This is a genomic window from Rhodoferax lithotrophicus (assembly GCF_019973615.1).
Classification (GTDB): domain Bacteria; phylum Pseudomonadota; class Gammaproteobacteria; order Burkholderiales; family Burkholderiaceae_C; genus Rhodoferax; species Rhodoferax lithotrophicus.
Map to the genome: position 1 here is coordinate 910,122 of NZ_AP024238.1, position 17,291 is coordinate 927,412.

13 protein-coding genes are annotated in these 17,291 nt (G+C 55.1%); 11 read left to right on the forward strand and 2 right to left on the reverse strand.

Annotated elements, in window-relative coordinates; all coding sequences use genetic code 11:
* Window positions 1-12: 12 nt before the first annotated feature.
* Window positions 13-1,608, forward strand: a complete 1,596-nt coding sequence (purH, locus tag LDN84_RS04290) for a bifunctional phosphoribosylaminoimidazolecarboxamide formyltransferase/IMP cyclohydrolase (RefSeq protein WP_223908884.1) — start codon at window positions 13-15, stop codon at window positions 1,606-1,608.
* A gap of 86 nt (window positions 1,609-1,694) precedes the next feature.
* On the opposite strand, the gene hemL is transcribed toward purH, so the two are convergent.
* Complete coding sequence (gene hemL, locus LDN84_RS04295; RefSeq protein ID WP_223908886.1) at window positions 1,695-3,008, reverse strand: glutamate-1-semialdehyde 2,1-aminomutase; 1,314 nt, start codon at window positions 3,006-3,008, stop codon at window positions 1,695-1,697.
* Window positions 3,009-3,308: 300 nt separating this feature from the next.
* Between hemL and LDN84_RS04300 the strand changes: the two genes are divergently transcribed.
* From LDN84_RS04300 to LDN84_RS04325, 6 genes are all read left to right on the forward strand, one after another.
* Window positions 3,309-3,461, forward strand: coding sequence for a rubredoxin (locus LDN84_RS04300; protein ID WP_223912744.1), 153 nt, complete (start codon window positions 3,309-3,311; stop codon window positions 3,459-3,461).
* A gap of 66 nt (window positions 3,462-3,527) precedes the next feature.
* The gene (locus LDN84_RS04305; protein WP_223908895.1) at window positions 3,528-3,926 is read left to right on the forward strand and encodes a response regulator; all 399 of its coding nucleotides are present in this window, start codon (window positions 3,528-3,530) and stop codon (window positions 3,924-3,926) included.
* Window positions 3,926-4,291, forward strand: a complete 366-nt coding sequence (locus tag LDN84_RS04310; RefSeq protein WP_276572417.1) for a response regulator — start codon at window positions 3,926-3,928, stop codon at window positions 4,289-4,291. The genes LDN84_RS04305 and LDN84_RS04310 overlap by 1 nt, the downstream gene beginning before the upstream one ends.
* Before the next feature lie 13 nt (window positions 4,292-4,304).
* The gene (locus LDN84_RS04315; RefSeq protein WP_223908897.1) at window positions 4,305-4,835 is read left to right on the forward strand and encodes a chemotaxis protein CheW; all 531 of its coding nucleotides are present in this window, start codon (window positions 4,305-4,307) and stop codon (window positions 4,833-4,835) included.
* 21 nt (window positions 4,836-4,856) lie between these two features.
* Window positions 4,857-7,166, forward strand: coding sequence for a methyl-accepting chemotaxis protein (locus LDN84_RS04320; protein WP_223908903.1), 2,310 nt, complete (start codon window positions 4,857-4,859; stop codon window positions 7,164-7,166).
* Window positions 7,167-7,204: 38 nt separating this feature from the next.
* Window positions 7,205-13,225, forward strand: coding sequence for a hybrid sensor histidine kinase/response regulator (locus LDN84_RS04325; protein WP_223908911.1), 6,021 nt, complete (start codon window positions 7,205-7,207; stop codon window positions 13,223-13,225).
* A gap of 76 nt (window positions 13,226-13,301) precedes the next feature.
* On the opposite strand, the gene LDN84_RS04330 is transcribed toward LDN84_RS04325, so the two are convergent.
* Window positions 13,302-14,780 (reverse strand): cryptochrome/photolyase family protein, encoded by a 1,479-nt coding sequence (locus LDN84_RS04330; RefSeq protein WP_223908913.1) that lies wholly within the window; start codon window positions 14,778-14,780, stop codon window positions 13,302-13,304.
* A 15-nt stretch (window positions 14,781-14,795) separates the two neighbouring features.
* On the opposite strand from LDN84_RS04330, the gene LDN84_RS04335 reads away from it, so the two are divergent.
* The 4 genes from LDN84_RS04335 to LDN84_RS04350 are packed head-to-tail and all read left to right on the forward strand — an operon-like array spanning window position 14,796 to window position 17,291.
* Window positions 14,796-15,395 (forward strand): YqgE/AlgH family protein, encoded by a 600-nt coding sequence (locus LDN84_RS04335; protein ID WP_223908915.1) that lies wholly within the window; start codon window positions 14,796-14,798, stop codon window positions 15,393-15,395.
* Entirely contained in the window at window positions 15,392-15,832 is a 441-nt protein-coding gene (gene ruvX, locus LDN84_RS04340) for a Holliday junction resolvase RuvX (protein ID WP_223908921.1), read from the forward strand. The genes LDN84_RS04335 and ruvX overlap by 4 nt, the downstream gene beginning before the upstream one ends.
* Window positions 15,829-16,326: a bifunctional pyr operon transcriptional regulator/uracil phosphoribosyltransferase PyrR gene (pyrR, locus tag LDN84_RS04345; protein WP_223908924.1), complete on the forward strand. Its 498-nt coding sequence runs from the start codon at window positions 15,829-15,831 to the stop codon at window positions 16,324-16,326. The genes ruvX and pyrR overlap by 4 nt, the downstream gene beginning before the upstream one ends.
* A 2-nt stretch (window positions 16,327-16,328) precedes the next feature.
* Entirely contained in the window at window positions 16,329-17,291 is a 963-nt protein-coding gene (locus LDN84_RS04350) for an aspartate carbamoyltransferase catalytic subunit (protein WP_223908927.1), read from the forward strand.

The window sequence follows — 17,291 nt, forward strand, 5'->3', positions numbered from 1 at the left end:
ACGTCTCACACCATGAACGCACTTCTTTCTGTTTCCGATAAAACCGGTATTGTTGAATTCGCCCAGGCCTTACACGCCCTGGGCATCAAGCTGTTAAGCACCGGCGGCACGGCCAAATTGCTGGCCGAACAAGGCCTGCCGGTGACCGAAGTGGCTGAAGTCACCGGTTTTCCCGAGATGCTGGATGGTCGTGTGAAAACCCTGCACCCCAAAGTACACGGCGGCTTGCTGGCCCGGCGCGACCTGCCCGAGCACATGGCGGCGTTGAAAACCCATGCCATTGACACCATTGACCTGCTGGTGGTCAACCTTTACCCATTTGAAGCCACCGTGGCCAAAGCCGCTTGCACCTTGGAGGACGCGATTGAAAACATCGACATCGGCGGCCCGGCCATGGTGCGTAGCGCCGCCAAAAACTGGAAAGACGTGGCGGTGCTGACCGATGCGTCGCAATACGCTCAGGTGCTGGCCGACTTGCAAGCCAGCGGCGTGGTGTCGCAGAAAACCAAATTTGCCTTGAGTGTGGCCGCCTTCAACCGCATCAGCCAGTACGACGGTGCGATCAGCGATTATTTGAGCTCGGTGCAGTTTGGCGACGGTGTGCCCGAGGGCGCAGCGCCCACGCTGGATCTGTTCCCCGGCCAGAGCAATGGCCGGTTCGTCAAAGTGCAAGACCTGCGTTACGGCGAAAACTCGCACCAGAACGCCGCCTTGTACCGCGACCTGTACCCCGCGCCCGGCTCCCTGGTCACGGCCAAGCAGTTGCAGGGCAAGGAACTGAGTTACAACAACATTGGTGATGCCGATGCAGCCTGGGAATGTGTCAAGAGTTTCAACACACCGGCCTGTGTCATCGTCAAACACGCCAACCCCTGTGGTGTGGCGCTTGGTGTGGATGCGCTGGAGTCTTACAGCAAGGCTTTCCAGACCGATCCGACCTCGGCTTTTGGCGGCATCATTGCCGTCAACTGCACACTGGATGAGCGTGCGGCGCTGCAAATGTCGAAGCAGTTTATTGAGGTCTTGATGGCCCCGGCCTTCACCCCCGAGGCCTTGGCGGTGTTCAAGAGCAAGGTGAATGTGCGCATCCTGCAGATCGATCTGCCCAAGGGTGGAGACAAGCCGTGGGAGCAGGGCCGCAACTTCATGGACATGAAGCGCATTGGCTCAGGCATCCTGCTGCAGACCGCCGATAACCACGAGCTGGCCTTGTCTGACTTGAAAGTGGTCACCAACTTGCAGCCGAGTGCCGAGCAACTCAAAGACCTGATGTTCGCCTGGACGGTGGCCAAATACGTCAAGAGCAATGCCATTGTGTTCTGCAAAGACAGCATGACCATGGGGGTTGGGGCTGGGCAGATGAGCCGCCTGGATTCGGCGCGTATCGCCAGCATCAAGGCCGAGCATGCCGGTTTGAGCCTCAAAGGCACGGCGGTGGCCAGTGATGCCTTCTTCCCGTTCCGCGATGGTCTGGATGTGGTGGTGGACGCGGGGGCCACTTGCGTGATCCAGCCCGGAGGTTCGATCCGTGACCAGGAGGTGATTGATGCCGCCAACGAGCGTGGCGTGGTGATGGTCTACACCGGTGTGCGCCATTTCAGGCATTGAACCGGATAAGTCTCAAAAAAAGCGGCCTTGAGCCGCTTTTTTTATAAAAAATCAGGCTGTAGCGCTTGTTGTACAAGCGCAAGAAGCTATTTATTTTGTAGTAATTTAAACACCTCACGGGCCGCAGCCACGGTCTGGGCAATGTCGGCATCGGTGTGCGCCTGGCTGACAAAACCGGCTTCATACAGCGCCGGGGCGATGTACTCGCCGCGATCCAGCAGGCCGTGAAACAGTTGGTTGAATTTGGCCCCTTCGGTTTTCATGACTTGGCCATAGTTCTGCGGCAGTTCCGGCAGCAGGTAAAAACCCATCATGCCGCCTTCGCTGTCGCCACAAAACGCCACACCTTCGGCGCTGGCCGCAGCTTTCAGGCCGTCGATCAGGGCGCGGGTTTTGCGGCCCAGTTCGTCGTAAAAACCGGGGCGGCTGATTTCTGCCAGGGTAGCCAGGCCACAGGCGGTGGCGACCGGGTTGCCGCTCAAGGTGCCAGCCTGGTAGACCGTACCGAGTGGGGCCAGGTGGTTCATCACGGCACGTTTGGCCCCAAAAGCTGCCAGCGGCATGCCGCCGCCAATCACCTTGCCCATCACCGTCATGTCGGGCTCAAAGCCGGGAATGGCCTTGGCATAAACACTTTGGGCACCGCCCAGGGCAACGCGGAAACCGGTCATCACTTCGTCAAACACCAGCAGCGCACCGTACTGCGTGCACAGCTCGCGGCAACGTTTCACAAACGGGATGCTGGCGCGTACAAAGTTCATGTTGCCGCAGATCGGCTCCATCATCAGGCAGGCAATGTCATGGCCCTGGGTGGCAAAAGCGGCCTCCAGTTGCTCAATGTTGTTGTATTCCAGCACCACGGTGTGCTGCACCACTTCAGGCGGTACACCGGCACTGGTGGGGTTGCCAAAGGTGGCCAGGCCGGAGCCGGCTTTGACCAGCAGGGCATCGGCGTGGCCGTGGTAGCAGCCTTCAAATTTGATCAGTTTGTTGCGCCCGGTGGCCCCGCGGGCCAGGCGGATGGTGCTCATGGCAGCTTCGGTACCCGAGCTCACCAGCCGCACCATGTCCATGCTGGGCATGAGTTTCAAAATGGCCTCGGCCAGCTCGACCTCGCGTTCGGTGGGAGCCCCGTAAGAGAAGCCTTCCAGCACGGCTTTTTGTACCGCTTCCAGCACCGCTGGATGACCATGACCCAGAATCATCGGGCCCCAGGAGCCAATGTAATCGGTGTAGCGTTGGCCGTTGGCATCCCAGATGTAGGCCCCTTGGGCGCGGGTGATGAAGCGGGGTGTGCCGCCTACCGCGCGAAAGGCGCGCACCGGGGAGTTGACCCCGCCGGGAATGACTTTGGCGGCGCGTTCGAACAAGGCTAAATTTTGGTCAGTGGTGGGCATCATGTGAATGGTGTTTCTGTGTTTGTGAAGGTGAAAAATGCTTGCCTGAGCAGTCAGACGATATTTTGGAATGACCGGCAGAATGAGTGAAAAGTGTCCAGGCAAGGGCGCAACCAGACGAAAGTTGCTGTGCTACGGGTAAGCCGGGGGAAGAGCTTCAGCGATTCGGGCATTTCTTGAGGCAGAATAGGGCGGTAAGCGCAGGTGCTTGCAACCAAAGGGTTGCAGAGTTTTTGGCAGACTGTGAAAAATGACATTCTATTTGAAGGCTTTTATAGCGTGACACAAACAACGACAACCTGGATGTGCTTGATTTGTGGCTGGATTTATGATGAATCCACTGGTGATCCTGAGCACGGTGTGCCACCGGGAGTTGCTTGGCAAGACGTTCCACTGAATTGGGTTTGTCCAGATTGTGGTGCGCGCAAGGAAGATTTTGAAATGGTTCGGATTTGACCCTTGCGCAGTCATTTGTAATTTGCGCAATTGTTTGAAGTGTCCTCAATACAGGAGTGATATCTGGTGAGTACAACTGGTTCGAATTTGAAAATTTTGGTGGTTGACGACAGCAACACCATCCGGCGTAGCGCCGAAATATTCCTGAAGGCTGGCAAGCATGAGGTGGTGTTGGCCGAAGACGGGTTCGATGCATTGGCCAAAGTTAGTGACTACAAACCTGACCTGATTTTTTGTGACATATTGATGCCCCGCTTGGACGGTTACCAGACATGCGCCATCATCAAGCGAAATGCCAAGTTTGCCAATGTGCCGGTGGTCATGTTGTCGTCAAAAGATGGTGTGTTTGACAAGGCACGTGGCCGCATGGTCGGGGCGCAAGATTATTTAACCAAACCGTTTACCAAAGATCAGTTGCTCAAAGCGGTTGATCAGTTTGGCGTGGCGGCACAAGGAGTGGTGTAGTGGCTATTCAAAATGTACTGATCGTGGATGACTCCAAAACCGAGTTGATGTTTTTGACCGATGTGTTGCACAAACATGGTATGTCGGTGCGTACAGCTGAAAACTCAGAAGAAACCATGCAGCGTTTGGTCGACGAAAAACCTGACCTGATTCTGATGGACGTGGTGATGCCTGGGCAAAACGGTTTTCAGCTGACACGCTCGATCAACCGCAATCCGCTGTATTCGGATATCCCCATCATCATGTGCACCAGCAAGAACCTGGAAACGGACCGTGTTTGGGGTATGCGCCAAGGGGCCAAGGATTACATCACCAAGCCTGTGAGTCCCGCTGAGTTGATGGAAAAAATCCGGGCATTGGGCTGATCTGGCTGTTGGCATGGCAAAAAAAGAAGCGCTCAGAGATTTACAGACCCGGTTGGCCGGGCGGCTGCAGGCGGCTCGAAGCGAAGGGGTTTCTGCAGCTTGGTTGGCGGTGCAGGTTGGGTCGGCCAATTATTTGCTACCGTTGACGCAATCGGGTGAGATTTTCTCAATGGCAACTTTGGCCAATGTGCCGTATGTGCAGCCCTGGTTCATGGGGGTTGTGAATCTTCGTGGCGGACTTTTTGGCGTGGTAGATCTGGCAAGCTTTTTAAAGGTGTCGTCGACACGTAGTCGCACTGAGCAGGCATGGGCACAAACGCGTTTGATCACCTTTAACGTTGATTTGGAAATAAATGCCGCGTTGTTGGTGGATGCGCTGATTGGCTTGCGTCGGCAAGATGCGTTTGTTGGTGTGATGCCGCCGCCTGCGGGGGCACCGGAGTTTTTTGGGCAATTGCTGGTGGATGCACAGGGGGCATCCTGGCAAGAAATTAATCTGCGTACGCTGGCGCAGAGCGCTGAGTTTTTGAGTATTGGTGTGTGATTTTTACCTGGGGTAACCGAGATGGCTGTTTTTGATCAATTAAAAAACCTCTTCAAGAAGAAGACCCCTGATTTGGATCAGGACTCTCGCTTGAGTCTGGGCGTGCCAGATCCTTCCATCTATCAATCGCAATATGAAGAGCCATCCCAGGCTGAAGTGATGCAAGAGCCCAGGCAAACTCAGTATGGCTCGCTTGATGAGGGATCTGTCACGGTCGAACCAAGCGCACAAGAGCCTGAAGCACAGTCTTCAGAAACGGAGGCGGCTGAGATTTCGGTGCCTGTTTTGGGTAAAAAAACCATTGTTCAACACCAACGGACACTCTCTGTAGTGCTTGGTCTGTCGTTGGTTTTGTTGGCTGTTGTGACCGTGGTTGGTTTGGGCAAGTCGGATCAAACCGCTCAGCAGCTCAATGCCACAGGTCAGGCGTTGATGCAATCCCAGCGGTTGGCCAAAGATGTGACGCAAGCCTTGATGGGGCGAGAGCAATCATTTGAAAGTATCAAGGACAGTTCAGCAGTGATGGCCAGAACGGTTCGGGGGATGAAGAGTGGAGATGCCGGGCTCAATCTTGAAGAGCTCTCCCCTGCTTTCCTGCCGCTGCTTGAAAAGGCGGTTCCGTTGGTTGATCGTGCCGAAAAGAACTCGGCAACGATTCTGTCGCAACAAAAAATCTTGACTCAGGTGAGTACGGCGCTGCGCTTGATCAATCGCCAGTCGTCGGATTTGCTGGAGATCGCTGAGACCGTGTCGTCGCTCAAACTGCAGCAGAATGCACCTTCAGCTGAAATTTCTGCTGCCGGACAGTTGGTGATGCTGACACAACGTATTGGCAAGTCATCCAATGAATTCATGACCATGGAGGGCGTCAGCCCCGAGGCCGTGTTTTTGCTCGGTAAAGATTTGAATTCATTTAAGGAAATTGCTTCAGGCTTGTTGGATGGCAATTCTGAATTACGCTTGACAAGCTCTACCGATCCGCAAACGCGTGAACAACTCACTGCATTGATCAAGTTGTATGAAGAAACGCGTACCCAAGCGGGGGCCATTTTGGGCAATCTGCAGGGTTTGGTGTCGGCGCGTGAGGCTCAGTTAGGTATTTTGAATGACAGTACCGAAATTCGAAAAGAATTGGAAGTGTTGCAGAACGCTCTGTCCGCTCAAACCGGTTTGGGTGCGGCGGCCTTGATCATGCTGTTGGCCGCTGCCGGGTTGGCCTTGCTGAGTGCGGGTGGGTTGTCTTACGTGCAGCTGCTCGACAGCCGCCAAAGGCAACAAGTGGCGGAGTCGCAGCAGAAACAAGCGCAGCATCAGGAGCAGGATGCCAAGCGGGTTAATGATGCCAATCAGGCGGCTATTTTGCGGCTGATGAATGAGTTACAAACCGTGGCAGAAGGTGATTTGACTCAGGAGGCCACGGTAACCGAAGATATTACGGGTGCTATTGCAGACTCGGTCAACTACACCGTTGAAGAGTTGCGTTTGCTGGTGGGTAACGTGCAAAGCACGGCGGCTAAAGTGGCGCAAACCACTGCGGAGGTGGACATCACATCGACAGAGCTGCTGGCTGCATCCAATGAGCAATTGCATGAAATTCGTGAAACGGGTCGATCTGTGGTGGATATGGCTGCGCGGATCAATCAGGTGTCTTCTCAAGCCCAGGAGTCGGCTGACGTGGCGCGCCAATCCCTGCAAGCTGCCGAGGTTGGCTTGCAAGCGGTGCAAAATGCCATTGGCGGTATGAATTCCATTCGTGACCAGATTCAGGATACGTCCAAACGGATCAAGCGACTGGGTGAGTCATCTCAGGAGATTGGTGAAATTACCGAACTGATCTCGGACATTACCGAACAAACCAACGTGCTGGCTTTGAATGCGGCCATTCAAGCGGCCTCAGCCGGTGATGCTGGTCGTGGCTTCTCCGTTGTTGCGGAGGAGGTGCAGCGTTTGGCTGAACGCTCCGCCGACGCGACGCGCCAGATTGCAGCGTTGGTGAAAGCCATTCAGACCGACACCCAAGATGCTGTGGGTGCTATGGAACGTTCCACTCAGGGGGTGGTTGAAGGTGCCAAGTTGTCAGATAACGCGGGTCATGCACTGACCGAGATTGACCAGGTGTCGCGCCGTCTGGCGGAGTTGATTGAACAGATTTCCGGTGCCACCTCGCGTGAAGCCAGTTTGGCCAATGAGGTGGCCGAAAACATTCAGCACATTTTTGCGGTGACCGAGCAGACCGGGGAGGGCACACGCAGCACCGCTACCCAGGTGCGTGAACTCTCCAAAATGGCTGAGGAATTGCGTCAGTCCGTGGCGCGTTTCCGTATTGCCTGAAGCGTTTGGCCATCACTTCGTACTGAACGGTTTCATTCATGCATTCTGACGCAGCTTTGCCTAGCGAAAATTCGGTTGTTGAGCCAGATCTGGGTCCTTTGGCCTGGGTGCTGGATGAGTTGCGAAAGTCTCTTGACGGGGCCACCAAGGCTCTCAAGCGCTTTGTTCGGGATGCCGAGTTGTCTCGCGGCTCGGATTTAGCGGCACTTGATGCAAGTCAGCTCCGCATTGCACGCCAACAATTGCATCAAGCCGTTGGGGCGTTGGAAATGGTTGGTTTGGTGGTGCCTGCCAAAATGTTGCGTGCCATGGAGGCATTGGCACAAAAATTTGTACAAAAACCCGAGTCTTGCAGTGATGAAGCTGCAATGAAGGTTGAGTTGGCCAGTTTTGCTTTGACGGATTACCTTGAAGGACTGCTCAAGGAGAAATCATCGTCATCTGTAGCGTTGTTTCCGCAATACCGTGATGTGCTTGAGTTGTTGGGCAGTGACCGTGTGCACCCGGCAGATTTATGGGCACATGAATTGCGTTGGCTTCATATTCCTGTGCCGGATACGGTGACACCACTGGGTTACGACACTGCGGTTCGTTCACGGATTGATGGTTATGTGCTTCGTGTGGTCAAGTCTGCAGATGTGTCCTCGGCCTTGGCTTTGGCTGATATCGCTTGGGGTTTTACGGCTGCGCAAAACCAACTTCATGCACGCGTGTTTTGGGCTGTAACGTCTGCTTTTTTTGAAGCTGTTGCACTTGGGCTGTGTCCATCTGATGTACATACCAAACGAGCGGCTTCGCGTGTGTTGTTGCAATATCGTTCGTTGGCGCGTAGTGAGCAGGATATCTCAGATCAACTGGTGCATGATCTACTGTTTTTTTGCGCTCAGGCTGTGCCCTCTGCCACCCACCATGCCCCGGCTCTTCGTGCTGTACGTCAAGAGTATGGCTTCGTTAATACAACTTCGGTGGATTACGTCAAGCCACAGTTTGGACGTTTTGATCCAGCACTTTTGGCGCAGGCGCGTAAACGTATTGCTGCCGCCACTGAAACTTGGTCAACCTTGTCCGGGGGGGATACACATCGCATCAAGGTCACGGTAGATCAGTTCAGTCTGGTCAGTGACTCCATCATGAAGCTGCACCCGGATAGCCGTGAATTGGCTCAGGCCCTGACACGTGCCATAGACAGTGTTGCGCGTTCCGGTGTGGCACCAGAACCCTCGCTGGCCATGGAAGTTGCTACAGCGGTGCTGTATTTAGAGGCGGCATATGACGATTTGGACCCCACCAGTGCGCAAATGGGTGAGCGTAGCCATCGTCTGGCTCAGCGTCTGGAGCATGTGTTAGCTGGCGGACAGTCCGAGCCGCTGGATGTTTGGATGGAAGAGCTTTACCGTCGTGTCAGTGATCGTCAAATCATGGGTAGTGTGGTGGACGAGTTGCGTACCACGCTGGGTGAAGTTGAAGGTTCTCTGGATGCCTTTTTCCGTCGTCCTGAAGATAAAACACCTCTGCAAGAAGTGCCTGGCAAGCTGGCACAAATGCGTGGGGTGTTTTCTGTACTGGGGCTGGATCAGGCGGCCTTAGCTGCCCTGCGTATGCGCGACAGCGTTTCTCAGTGTTTGGTCGACGAGATCGACCCGGTCTCCGCTGCGTCAGGTATTTTTGAGAAATTGGGCAACAGTCTGGGGGCTTTGGGCTTCTTGATTGACATGCTCAGCTACCAGCGAGAGTTGGCGAAAAAGCTGTTTGTCTATGATGATGAACTGGGCGAATTCCGCGCTTTGATGGGACGACACAAAGCCTCTGAACCTGTCGTTGTACCTGAGTCGGAGCCTCAGCCTGAAGTGACGGCGGTCAATGTGAATGCCGAGCAGCTACCTCCCACCGTCTGGATGGATCTGCCGAAGGCAGACGACAAGGAGCCGGAAAAGGTGGGTATGGCAGCGTTGCCTGATTTGCTTCCCATCGCAGAATCTCTTCCCTTGCCTTCCATTACACCCCAACCGGTTGTCATGCTGGCCGCTGAAAGTTCGACTGCGGATGATGACGAAGACGATGTTGAGTTGCGTGCAATTTTCCTGGATGAAGCCAGGGATGTTGTTGCCCATGGTTTGGAAACTTTGGCCAACTTGCAAGTGAATAGCGCTGATTTTGATGAGCAAACCGCATTGCGGCGCGCCTTTCATACGCTCAAAGGCAGCTCACGCATGGTGGGTTTGAACGAATTTGGTGAAGCGGCCTGGGCCATGGAGCAAGTTCTCAATGCTTGGTTGCCTCAGCAAAAACCAGTCAGTTCGGAGTTGATCAAGCTGTCCCACCAAGCCATATCGGCATTTGGTCAATGGGTGGAGGATATTGCTGCGGATCAAATGGCTCACTGGAGCGCTCAGCCATTTAGGCAGGCGGCAGACCGCATGCGCCTTGAAAATGTGTGCACGGACTTGGTATTGCCAGCGGTCAGCCAACCGATGGAGTTGCCTGAAGATATTCAGTTGCCGGAGGCCACCGAGGTTGCTTTGGAGGGTTTACTGGCGGTTTCTCCTGACATGCCTGAGTTGTCTTTTGAGCCTTTGCCAGAAGCTGCTCCCGCTGAAGGGATGGTTGTCTCTGATGAATCACAACCGCTCCAAGTCTCTGAGCCGCTCAATGAGATCATCACGGCTGAAGAGTTCGGTTTTGATGACGCAGCTTCGGAAATGCCAGCATTGGATGATGGACTTCATGCCATTGTTCCTGCAAGCGAAGATCCTGATGTTCTGGCACTGGGTGAGCTGCTTGATTTTTCGTTTGATGAGCCCCAGCCTTCATCCGATTCGGCAGTGGATGAGTTACTTGTATCTGAGTCACCTTCTGAGGAATTGATTGATTTAGATGGTCTTTTGATGCCAGAAGATGCATCATTATTGCCAGAGCCAGAGCCAGAGCCAGAGCCAGAGCCAGAGCCAGAGCCAGAGCCAGAGCCAGAGCCAGAACCAGAACCAGAACCAGATGAGCAGGTTCGGATCATTGGTGATTTGCGTATTGGTATTGCGCTTTACAACGTTTATCTTAATGAGGCAGATGAATGGTCGCGCCGTTTGTTGACCGAGTTGACGGAATGGTCGCTTGAGTTGGAAAGGCCTGTGCCTGACAGTGCTGTGTCTCTGGCGCATTCTTTGGCAGGTAGTTCGGCGACTGTAGGTTTCATGGTTTTGTCAGAGCTGTCACGCGCAATGGAGCACGCGTTGGCACATGTCCGGATGGCGGGTGTGGGTTTGCCAGAGCATGCTCGTTTGTTTGTGGATGTCGCCGAGGACATTCGTCGGTTATTGCACCAGTTTGCTGCAGGTTTCCTGAAATCGGCGAACCCTGAGCATTTGGCGGCGTTGAGAGCGTTGTTGGAAACTGATTTTTCCAGCATTTCATCTGCACACATGAGAATGGATGAAGATTGGGCACAAGATGCCCAGATCTCTGATGACGAGTTCGCCTCGTTGTTTGAACCAGAATCTGTTGAGGCGCATCTTGACGAGATGGCGCTCGAAGTGCCTGTGCCAAGTCACGATGAGATGCCGCAAATCAGTCTGGAACCCGATTCCTTGCTAGCCCCTTTGGTTGCGAATGTCTTGCAAGAAGCCGAATCCAAACATACAGCTGCCGCACTGGAGGTGTCGGCAGAGAGCTTGCCTGACGATGACATTGAAGCACGTGATGTGCTCGATGTGGATCTGTTTCCCATTTTTGAAGAAGAGGCTCTGGAGTTACTGCCGCAACTCAGTGCTGCTTTGCGGCAATGGAGTGCCCAGCCTGGAAGCTCCTCTGCACGCCAGCAGGCTTTGCGGGTGTTGCACACGCTCAAGGGGAGTGCACGTTTGGCTGGTGCCATGCGCTTGGGTGAAATGGCCCATCGAATGGAATCCGCCGTGGAGGACGTGGACTCGGAAAACCCGCAAGACGGGGCGATGGACGCACTGTTGACCCGGTTGGATGGTATTTCAGCCGTGTTTGATGCCTTGTGTGCGTTGCCCGTCCAGGCGTTGGCTTTGCCAGAGGCCACAGTGCCAGTAAAACCTTCCGAACCTTCGGAACCTTCAGAGCAAGTCGAAGCGCCCATACCCGAGCCGGTTGATCAGCCCGAATCCAGTGTATCGGTGACGGTGGCTCCCATATCGTCTGTGGCATCGATGTCACCCGTGTTGCCACTGCGCCGTGCAGGTGGGCAAACCATTCGGATCCGGTCACAGCTGCTCGACCGTATGGTCAACCAGGCTGGTGAGGTGATGATCACCCGCTCCAGATTGGAATCCCGACTGGGGCAATTGCGTGGTTCGCTCGACGAGTTGACCAGTAATCTGGATCGACTGCGTCATCAGTTGCGAGATGTCGAGCTTCAGTCCGAATCACAAATGCAGTCGCGTTTGGCGCAGGCTAAAGATTCTGATCAAGGCTTTGATCCCTTGGAATTTGACCGTTTCACACGGGTGCAAGAGCTGACCCGCATGATGGCCGAATCGGTGCATGACGTGGCCACTTTGCAGCGCAATTTGCAGCAAACCGTGGCTGGTGTGGAAGATGATCTGATTGCCCAAGCTCGTCAAACACGTGAATTGCAGCGTGATTTGCTGCGTACACGGATGGTCGAGTTTGAAAGTATTTCCGAGCGGCTCTATGGTGTGGTTCGCCAAGCGGCCAAAGATGCGGGCAAATCGGTCAAACTCGACATTGTGGGTGGTTCACTTGAAATGGATCGGGGCGTGCTGGATCGCATGGCTCCGGCGTTTGAACATTTGCTGCGCAATGCTGTTGGGCATGGCATTGAAACAGCCGAAGTGCGTAGTGCAGCGGGCAAGCCCACCATGGGCGACATCACGATTACATTGGAGCAGCAAAGCAACGATGTGGCGGTGATTTTCCGCGATGACGGTGCCGGGCTTAATTTGGCACGTGTAAAAGCCAAGGCGCTGGCGCAGGGCTTGGTGACTGAAGAGGCGTCCTTGACCGACGAGCAGGTCGCCAACCTGATTTTCAGCTCTGGGCTGTCCACTGCTGCAGAAATGACAGAGCTGTCTGGCCGCGGTATTGGTATGGATGTGGTGCGTAATGAGGTCAACGCCCTGGGGGGACGTATTGAGCTGAATACCCAGTCCGGTAAAGGTGTTGAGTTCCGTTTGGTACTGCCTCTGACAACCGCTGTGACTCAGGTGGTTCTGTTGCGCATGGGTGATGTGGTCATGGGTGTGCCTGCCAGCCTGGTCGAATTGGTACGACGCGTGCCCATCAGCGAGTTGACCGCAGCCTATGGCTCAGGTGAGTTCAGTTTCAACGGTGAAAACCTTGCCATGTATTGGGCTGGGGCGCTGCTCCAGATGTCCAAGGCCAGCACGGAGCCTCCTGCCAAAACGGCTTCGGTGGCTATTTTCCGTAGTGCAGGGCGGCGTGTGGCATGGCATGTGGATGAAGTGTTGGGTAACCAAGAGGTGGTGGTTAAAAACCTAGGGCCACAGTTGTCGCGTTTGCCTGGTTTGGCTGGTATGTCCGTATTGGCTTCAGGTGCCGTGGTGTTGATTTACAACCCGGTTGCGTTGTCATTGAGTTACGGCGAGCAGGCGCGGACTTTCAGTGCCGCCAAGGATGACAGCACGACAGCAACCCACGATGCACAAGGTGTGCAACGCAACTTGCCCGGCGGTGGCAACCAGTTGCCATTGGTATTGGTGGTGGACGATTCCATCACTGTGCGCCGGGTGACCCAGCGACTGCTCAAGCGCGAAGGTTTCCGTGTGGCCTTGGCTGCGGATGGCTTGCAAGCCCTGGAAGTGTTGCAGCTGGAGAAGCCTGCCGTGGTGTTGTCCGACATCGAAATGCCGCGTATGGATGGTTTTGATTTGGTGCGAAACATTCGCGCTGATGCAAAGCTGAAAGACTTGCCCATCATCATGATCACTTCACGTATTGCGGAGAAGCACCGCGACTATGCACGTGAACTCAAGGTTGATCACTACCTTGGCAAGCCCTATCCTGAAGATGAGCTGATTGGCTTGGTGCGGGGTTATTGTGAGGCCGATATTCAGGCTTAAAAAGACTTCTTATGCCCGTCAATAGGGCGTAAGTAGCTCTGCTTTTTGAAGTAAATTTGAAGGCGCCAGAAGTCCTTCAAACCGCCTTCTTTTTCACCACTGCATAACGTGCCAGGGTTTGGGCACGTGCCTCGTTGTGTTGTACCAGCGGTTGCGGGTAATCCACTCCCAGTGTGACACTGGCCGCTTGTAATTCCAGCGGTTTGGCCAGCCAGGGGGCATGGATGGCTGTGTTGGAGAGCTTGGCGAGTTGGGGTAGGTAGCGCCGGATGAATTTACCTTGCGGATCAAACTTTTCGCTTTGGCTCACTGGATTGAAGATGCGAAAGTAGGGCTGAGCATCACAACCGCTGGAGGCTACCCATTGCCAGCCGCCGTTGTTGGCCGATAGGTCAAAATCGTTGAGCTTTTCTGCAAAATAACGCTCGCCCCAACGCCAGTCGAGGCCCAAATCTTTCACCAAAAAGCTACCGGCCACCATACGCAAGCGGTTGTGCATGTAGCCGGTCTGGTTGATCTGCGCCATGGCCGCATCAACCAGCGGGTAACCGGTTTGGCCCGTACACCAAGCGTGAAACAGGGCTTGTGCCTGTGAACCACTTTCCCACTGGATGGCCGCATATTCCGGCTTGAATGGCTGCAGCGTCACGTGCGGAAAATTCGCAAGAATGGCGAAATAAAAATCTCGCCATACCAACTCATTCAGCCAGGTACCTGCACCTGTGCTGCCAGCAGTTTGGCGCTGGAGTGCCAACTGAACCAGCTGACGGATGGATACGGTTCCAAAACGCAGGTGAATCCCCAGGTAACTGGGGCCTTTGATGGCGGGAAAGTCACGCGTGGTGTGATAGCTATCCATATGCTCAAAAAATGCTTTCAGCAGGGCTTGTCCACCCTGTTCTCCCGTGGGAATTTTGAGGTTGGACAAGTTGGTGGATTCAAACCCGAGGTCACTCAAGCTGGGGACCGGTTTTTGGTATTCGGGGGGGCATCCATGCAGGTGTTGCGCCAATGGTGCACTGTCATTGTGTTTGACGTCCTGAGGAGTAAGGCGTGCAAGCCAGTTATTTTTGTAGGGGGTAAACACCCCATACGGGGTGCCGGATTGGGTCAATACCTCACGACCTTCAAAAATGACCTGATCCTTGCAGGTGATAAACGCGCAATGGGCTAGCGACAGTTTTTGCTGAACCAGGGTGTCCCGTGTGATGGCTTGGGGTTCATAGTCACGTGCAGCAAATACCGCCTGCACTTTAAGCGTTGCAGCCAGCGCAGGAATTTCGTCACTTGCCATGGCGTGGCGCACGATCAGTCCGGCTTTGTTTTGAGGGCTCAGTTGTCGTAGTGCATTATCCAGTGCCACCAATGATTCACGAATGAATTCCACCCGGCGATCAGCGCGTGGCAAGGGCTCCAGAATGGCTTTGTCAAAGATAAAAACACAGTACACCTTGGCGCATTGTGTCAAGGCCAGGTGGAGCGCGGCGTTGTCGTAGACGCGCAAATCGCGACGGAACCAGATCAGACCGATATCGTAAGTGGGTGGGGTGTTCATCGTTAAAATTCAGTTATGACTGAAGATTTTGCGCCCATCAACCTGACGAATCATTTTTTGATTGCCATGCCTGGGCTGCAAGATCCACTTTTTGAGCACAGTGTGGTCTATCTGTGCGAGCACAGCCAGCGTGGGGCCTTGGGTTTGGTGATCAATAAACCCTGTGAAATTGATCTCAAGGGTTTGTTTGCCAAGGTAGAGCTGCCTTTGTCACGGCCAGACTTGGACGGCGCACCGGTGTTTTTTGGCGGCCCGGTGCAAACCGAGCGTGGATTTGTGCTGCATGAGGCGACTTTTGCCGAATCCGACAAGCCAGAGCAACCAGTCTACGCCAGCACCATGACCATCCCTGGTGGACTTGAGATGACCACCTCAAGGGATGTACTGGAAGCCATTTCAACCGGAAGTGGGCCGCGTAAGGTGTTGATCTCATTGGGCTATTCTGCTTGGGGAGAAGGGCAACTGGAGAGTGAGCTGGGGGACAACAGCTGGTTGACCGTGCCCGCCGATACCCGCCTGATCTTCGAAACCCCGGTGGCCGAGCGCTACAGCCAAGCGCTCAAATTGTTGGGCCTGGAGCCCTGGATGCTGTCATCTGATGTGGGGCATGCATGAGAGCCGCACCGTTGGACAGCTCGTGTATTGATCCGCAACCGGTGGTTCCTGCGCATCTACAAACTTTTTTGGCTTTGGACTTTGGCCTGAAACGTACCGGTTTTGCCGTGGGCAACCGCCTCATGCGTACCGCGCAACCCCAAGGCACGATCACGGCCGAGGGGGATGCCCGTTTTGCCAAAGTGGCGCAGCAACTCAAAACCTGGCAGCCGGATGCGCTGGTGGTTGGTGTGCCGTTTCACCCCGACGGCGCAGCGCATGAAAACACCTTGCGCGCCCGTCGCTTCGCCCGCCAGTTGCATGGTCGCTTTAACCTGCCGGTGTTCGAGGTGGACGAGCGTTACACCACTACCGAGGCTCGCACCAGTGGGGCCCGTGATGCCGATGCAGCGGCCGCTTGCATTATTCTGGAACAATTTTTAAGGAGTCTCCCATGAGCTTGTTGGCACTGGATGCCGAGGCGCTGTACGCCGATTTGGTGCGCAGCATTCGCGGTCTGTTGCAGCCGGATACCCATCTTCTGGGGGTAACTTCCGGGGGGGTGTGGCTGGCGGAGCGTCTGCAAAAAGACCTGAACCTGCAAACGCCCATGGGCATCATTTCGTCGGCCATGCACCGCGACGACTTCGCGCGTCGAGGTATGACGAGTTCAGCGCAGACCCAAATTCCGTTTGAGGTGAACGGTGCGCAGGTGCTGTTGCTGGATGATGTGTTGTTTACCGGGCGCACGGTGCGCGCCGTGCTTAACGAGTTGTTTGACTTTGGCCGACCGGCCAGCGTGAAGTTGGCCGTGCTGGTGGATCGGGGCGGGCGCGAATTGCCCATGGCTGCGGATGTATGCGCTGCACGTATTACCTTGCCTGCTACCCAGTCGCTGGCCTTGGCGCGTGGACAAGACGGCCGTTTCAGTTTTAATGTGAAAGACATTTAGCCATGTTGTACAAGCGCAACCCCCAGCTCAACAAAAACGGCGAGTTGATCCATTTGCTCTCCACCGAGGGCTTGCCGAAAAGTATCCTGACGCAAATTCTCGACACCGCCTCCAATTTTGTCTCGGTCGGCCACCGCGAGGTCAAAAAAGTGCCGCTGCTGCGCGGCAAAAGTGTGTTTAACCTGTTTTTTGAGAACTCCACCCGCACCCGCACCACCTTCGAGATTGCCGCCAAGCGCCTGAGCGCCGACGTGATCAACCTGGACATTGCCAAGTCCTCGGCCTCCAAAGGCGAATCGCTGCTCGACACCATTGCCAATCTGAGCGCCATGGCGGCGGACATTTTTGTCGTGCGCCACAGCGAATCCGGTGCGCCCTACCTGATTGCCCAGCATGTGGCCCCCCATGTGCACGTGGTCAACGCCGGTGATGGCCGCCACGCCCACCCGACCCAGGGCCTGCTCGACATGTACACCATTCGCCACTACAAGGGCGACTTTGCCAACCTAACGGTGGCGATTGTGGGCGACGTGTTGCACTCGCGCGTGGCGCGCTCCGACATCCATGCCCTGACCACGCTGGGCTGCGCCGAAGTGCGCGTCGTTGGCCCGAAAACCCTGGTGCCGTCCGACATGGCGCAAATGGGCGTGCGGGTTTGCCACACGCTGGAAGAAGGCATCAAGGACTGTGACGTGGTGATCATGCTGCGCTTGCAAAACGAGCGCATGAGTGGTGCGTTGCTGCCGTCCAGCCAGGAATTTTTCAAGAGCTTTGGCCTGACACCAACCAAGCTGCAATTGGCCAAGCCAGATGCCATCGTGATGCACCCTGGCCCGATCAACCGGGGAGTGGAAATTGACTCGGCGGTGGTGGATGGCGGGCAGAGCGTGATCCTGCCGCAGGTCACCTTTGGCATTGCAGTGCGTATGGCGGTGATGAGCATTGTGGCTGGCAACGAAGCCTGA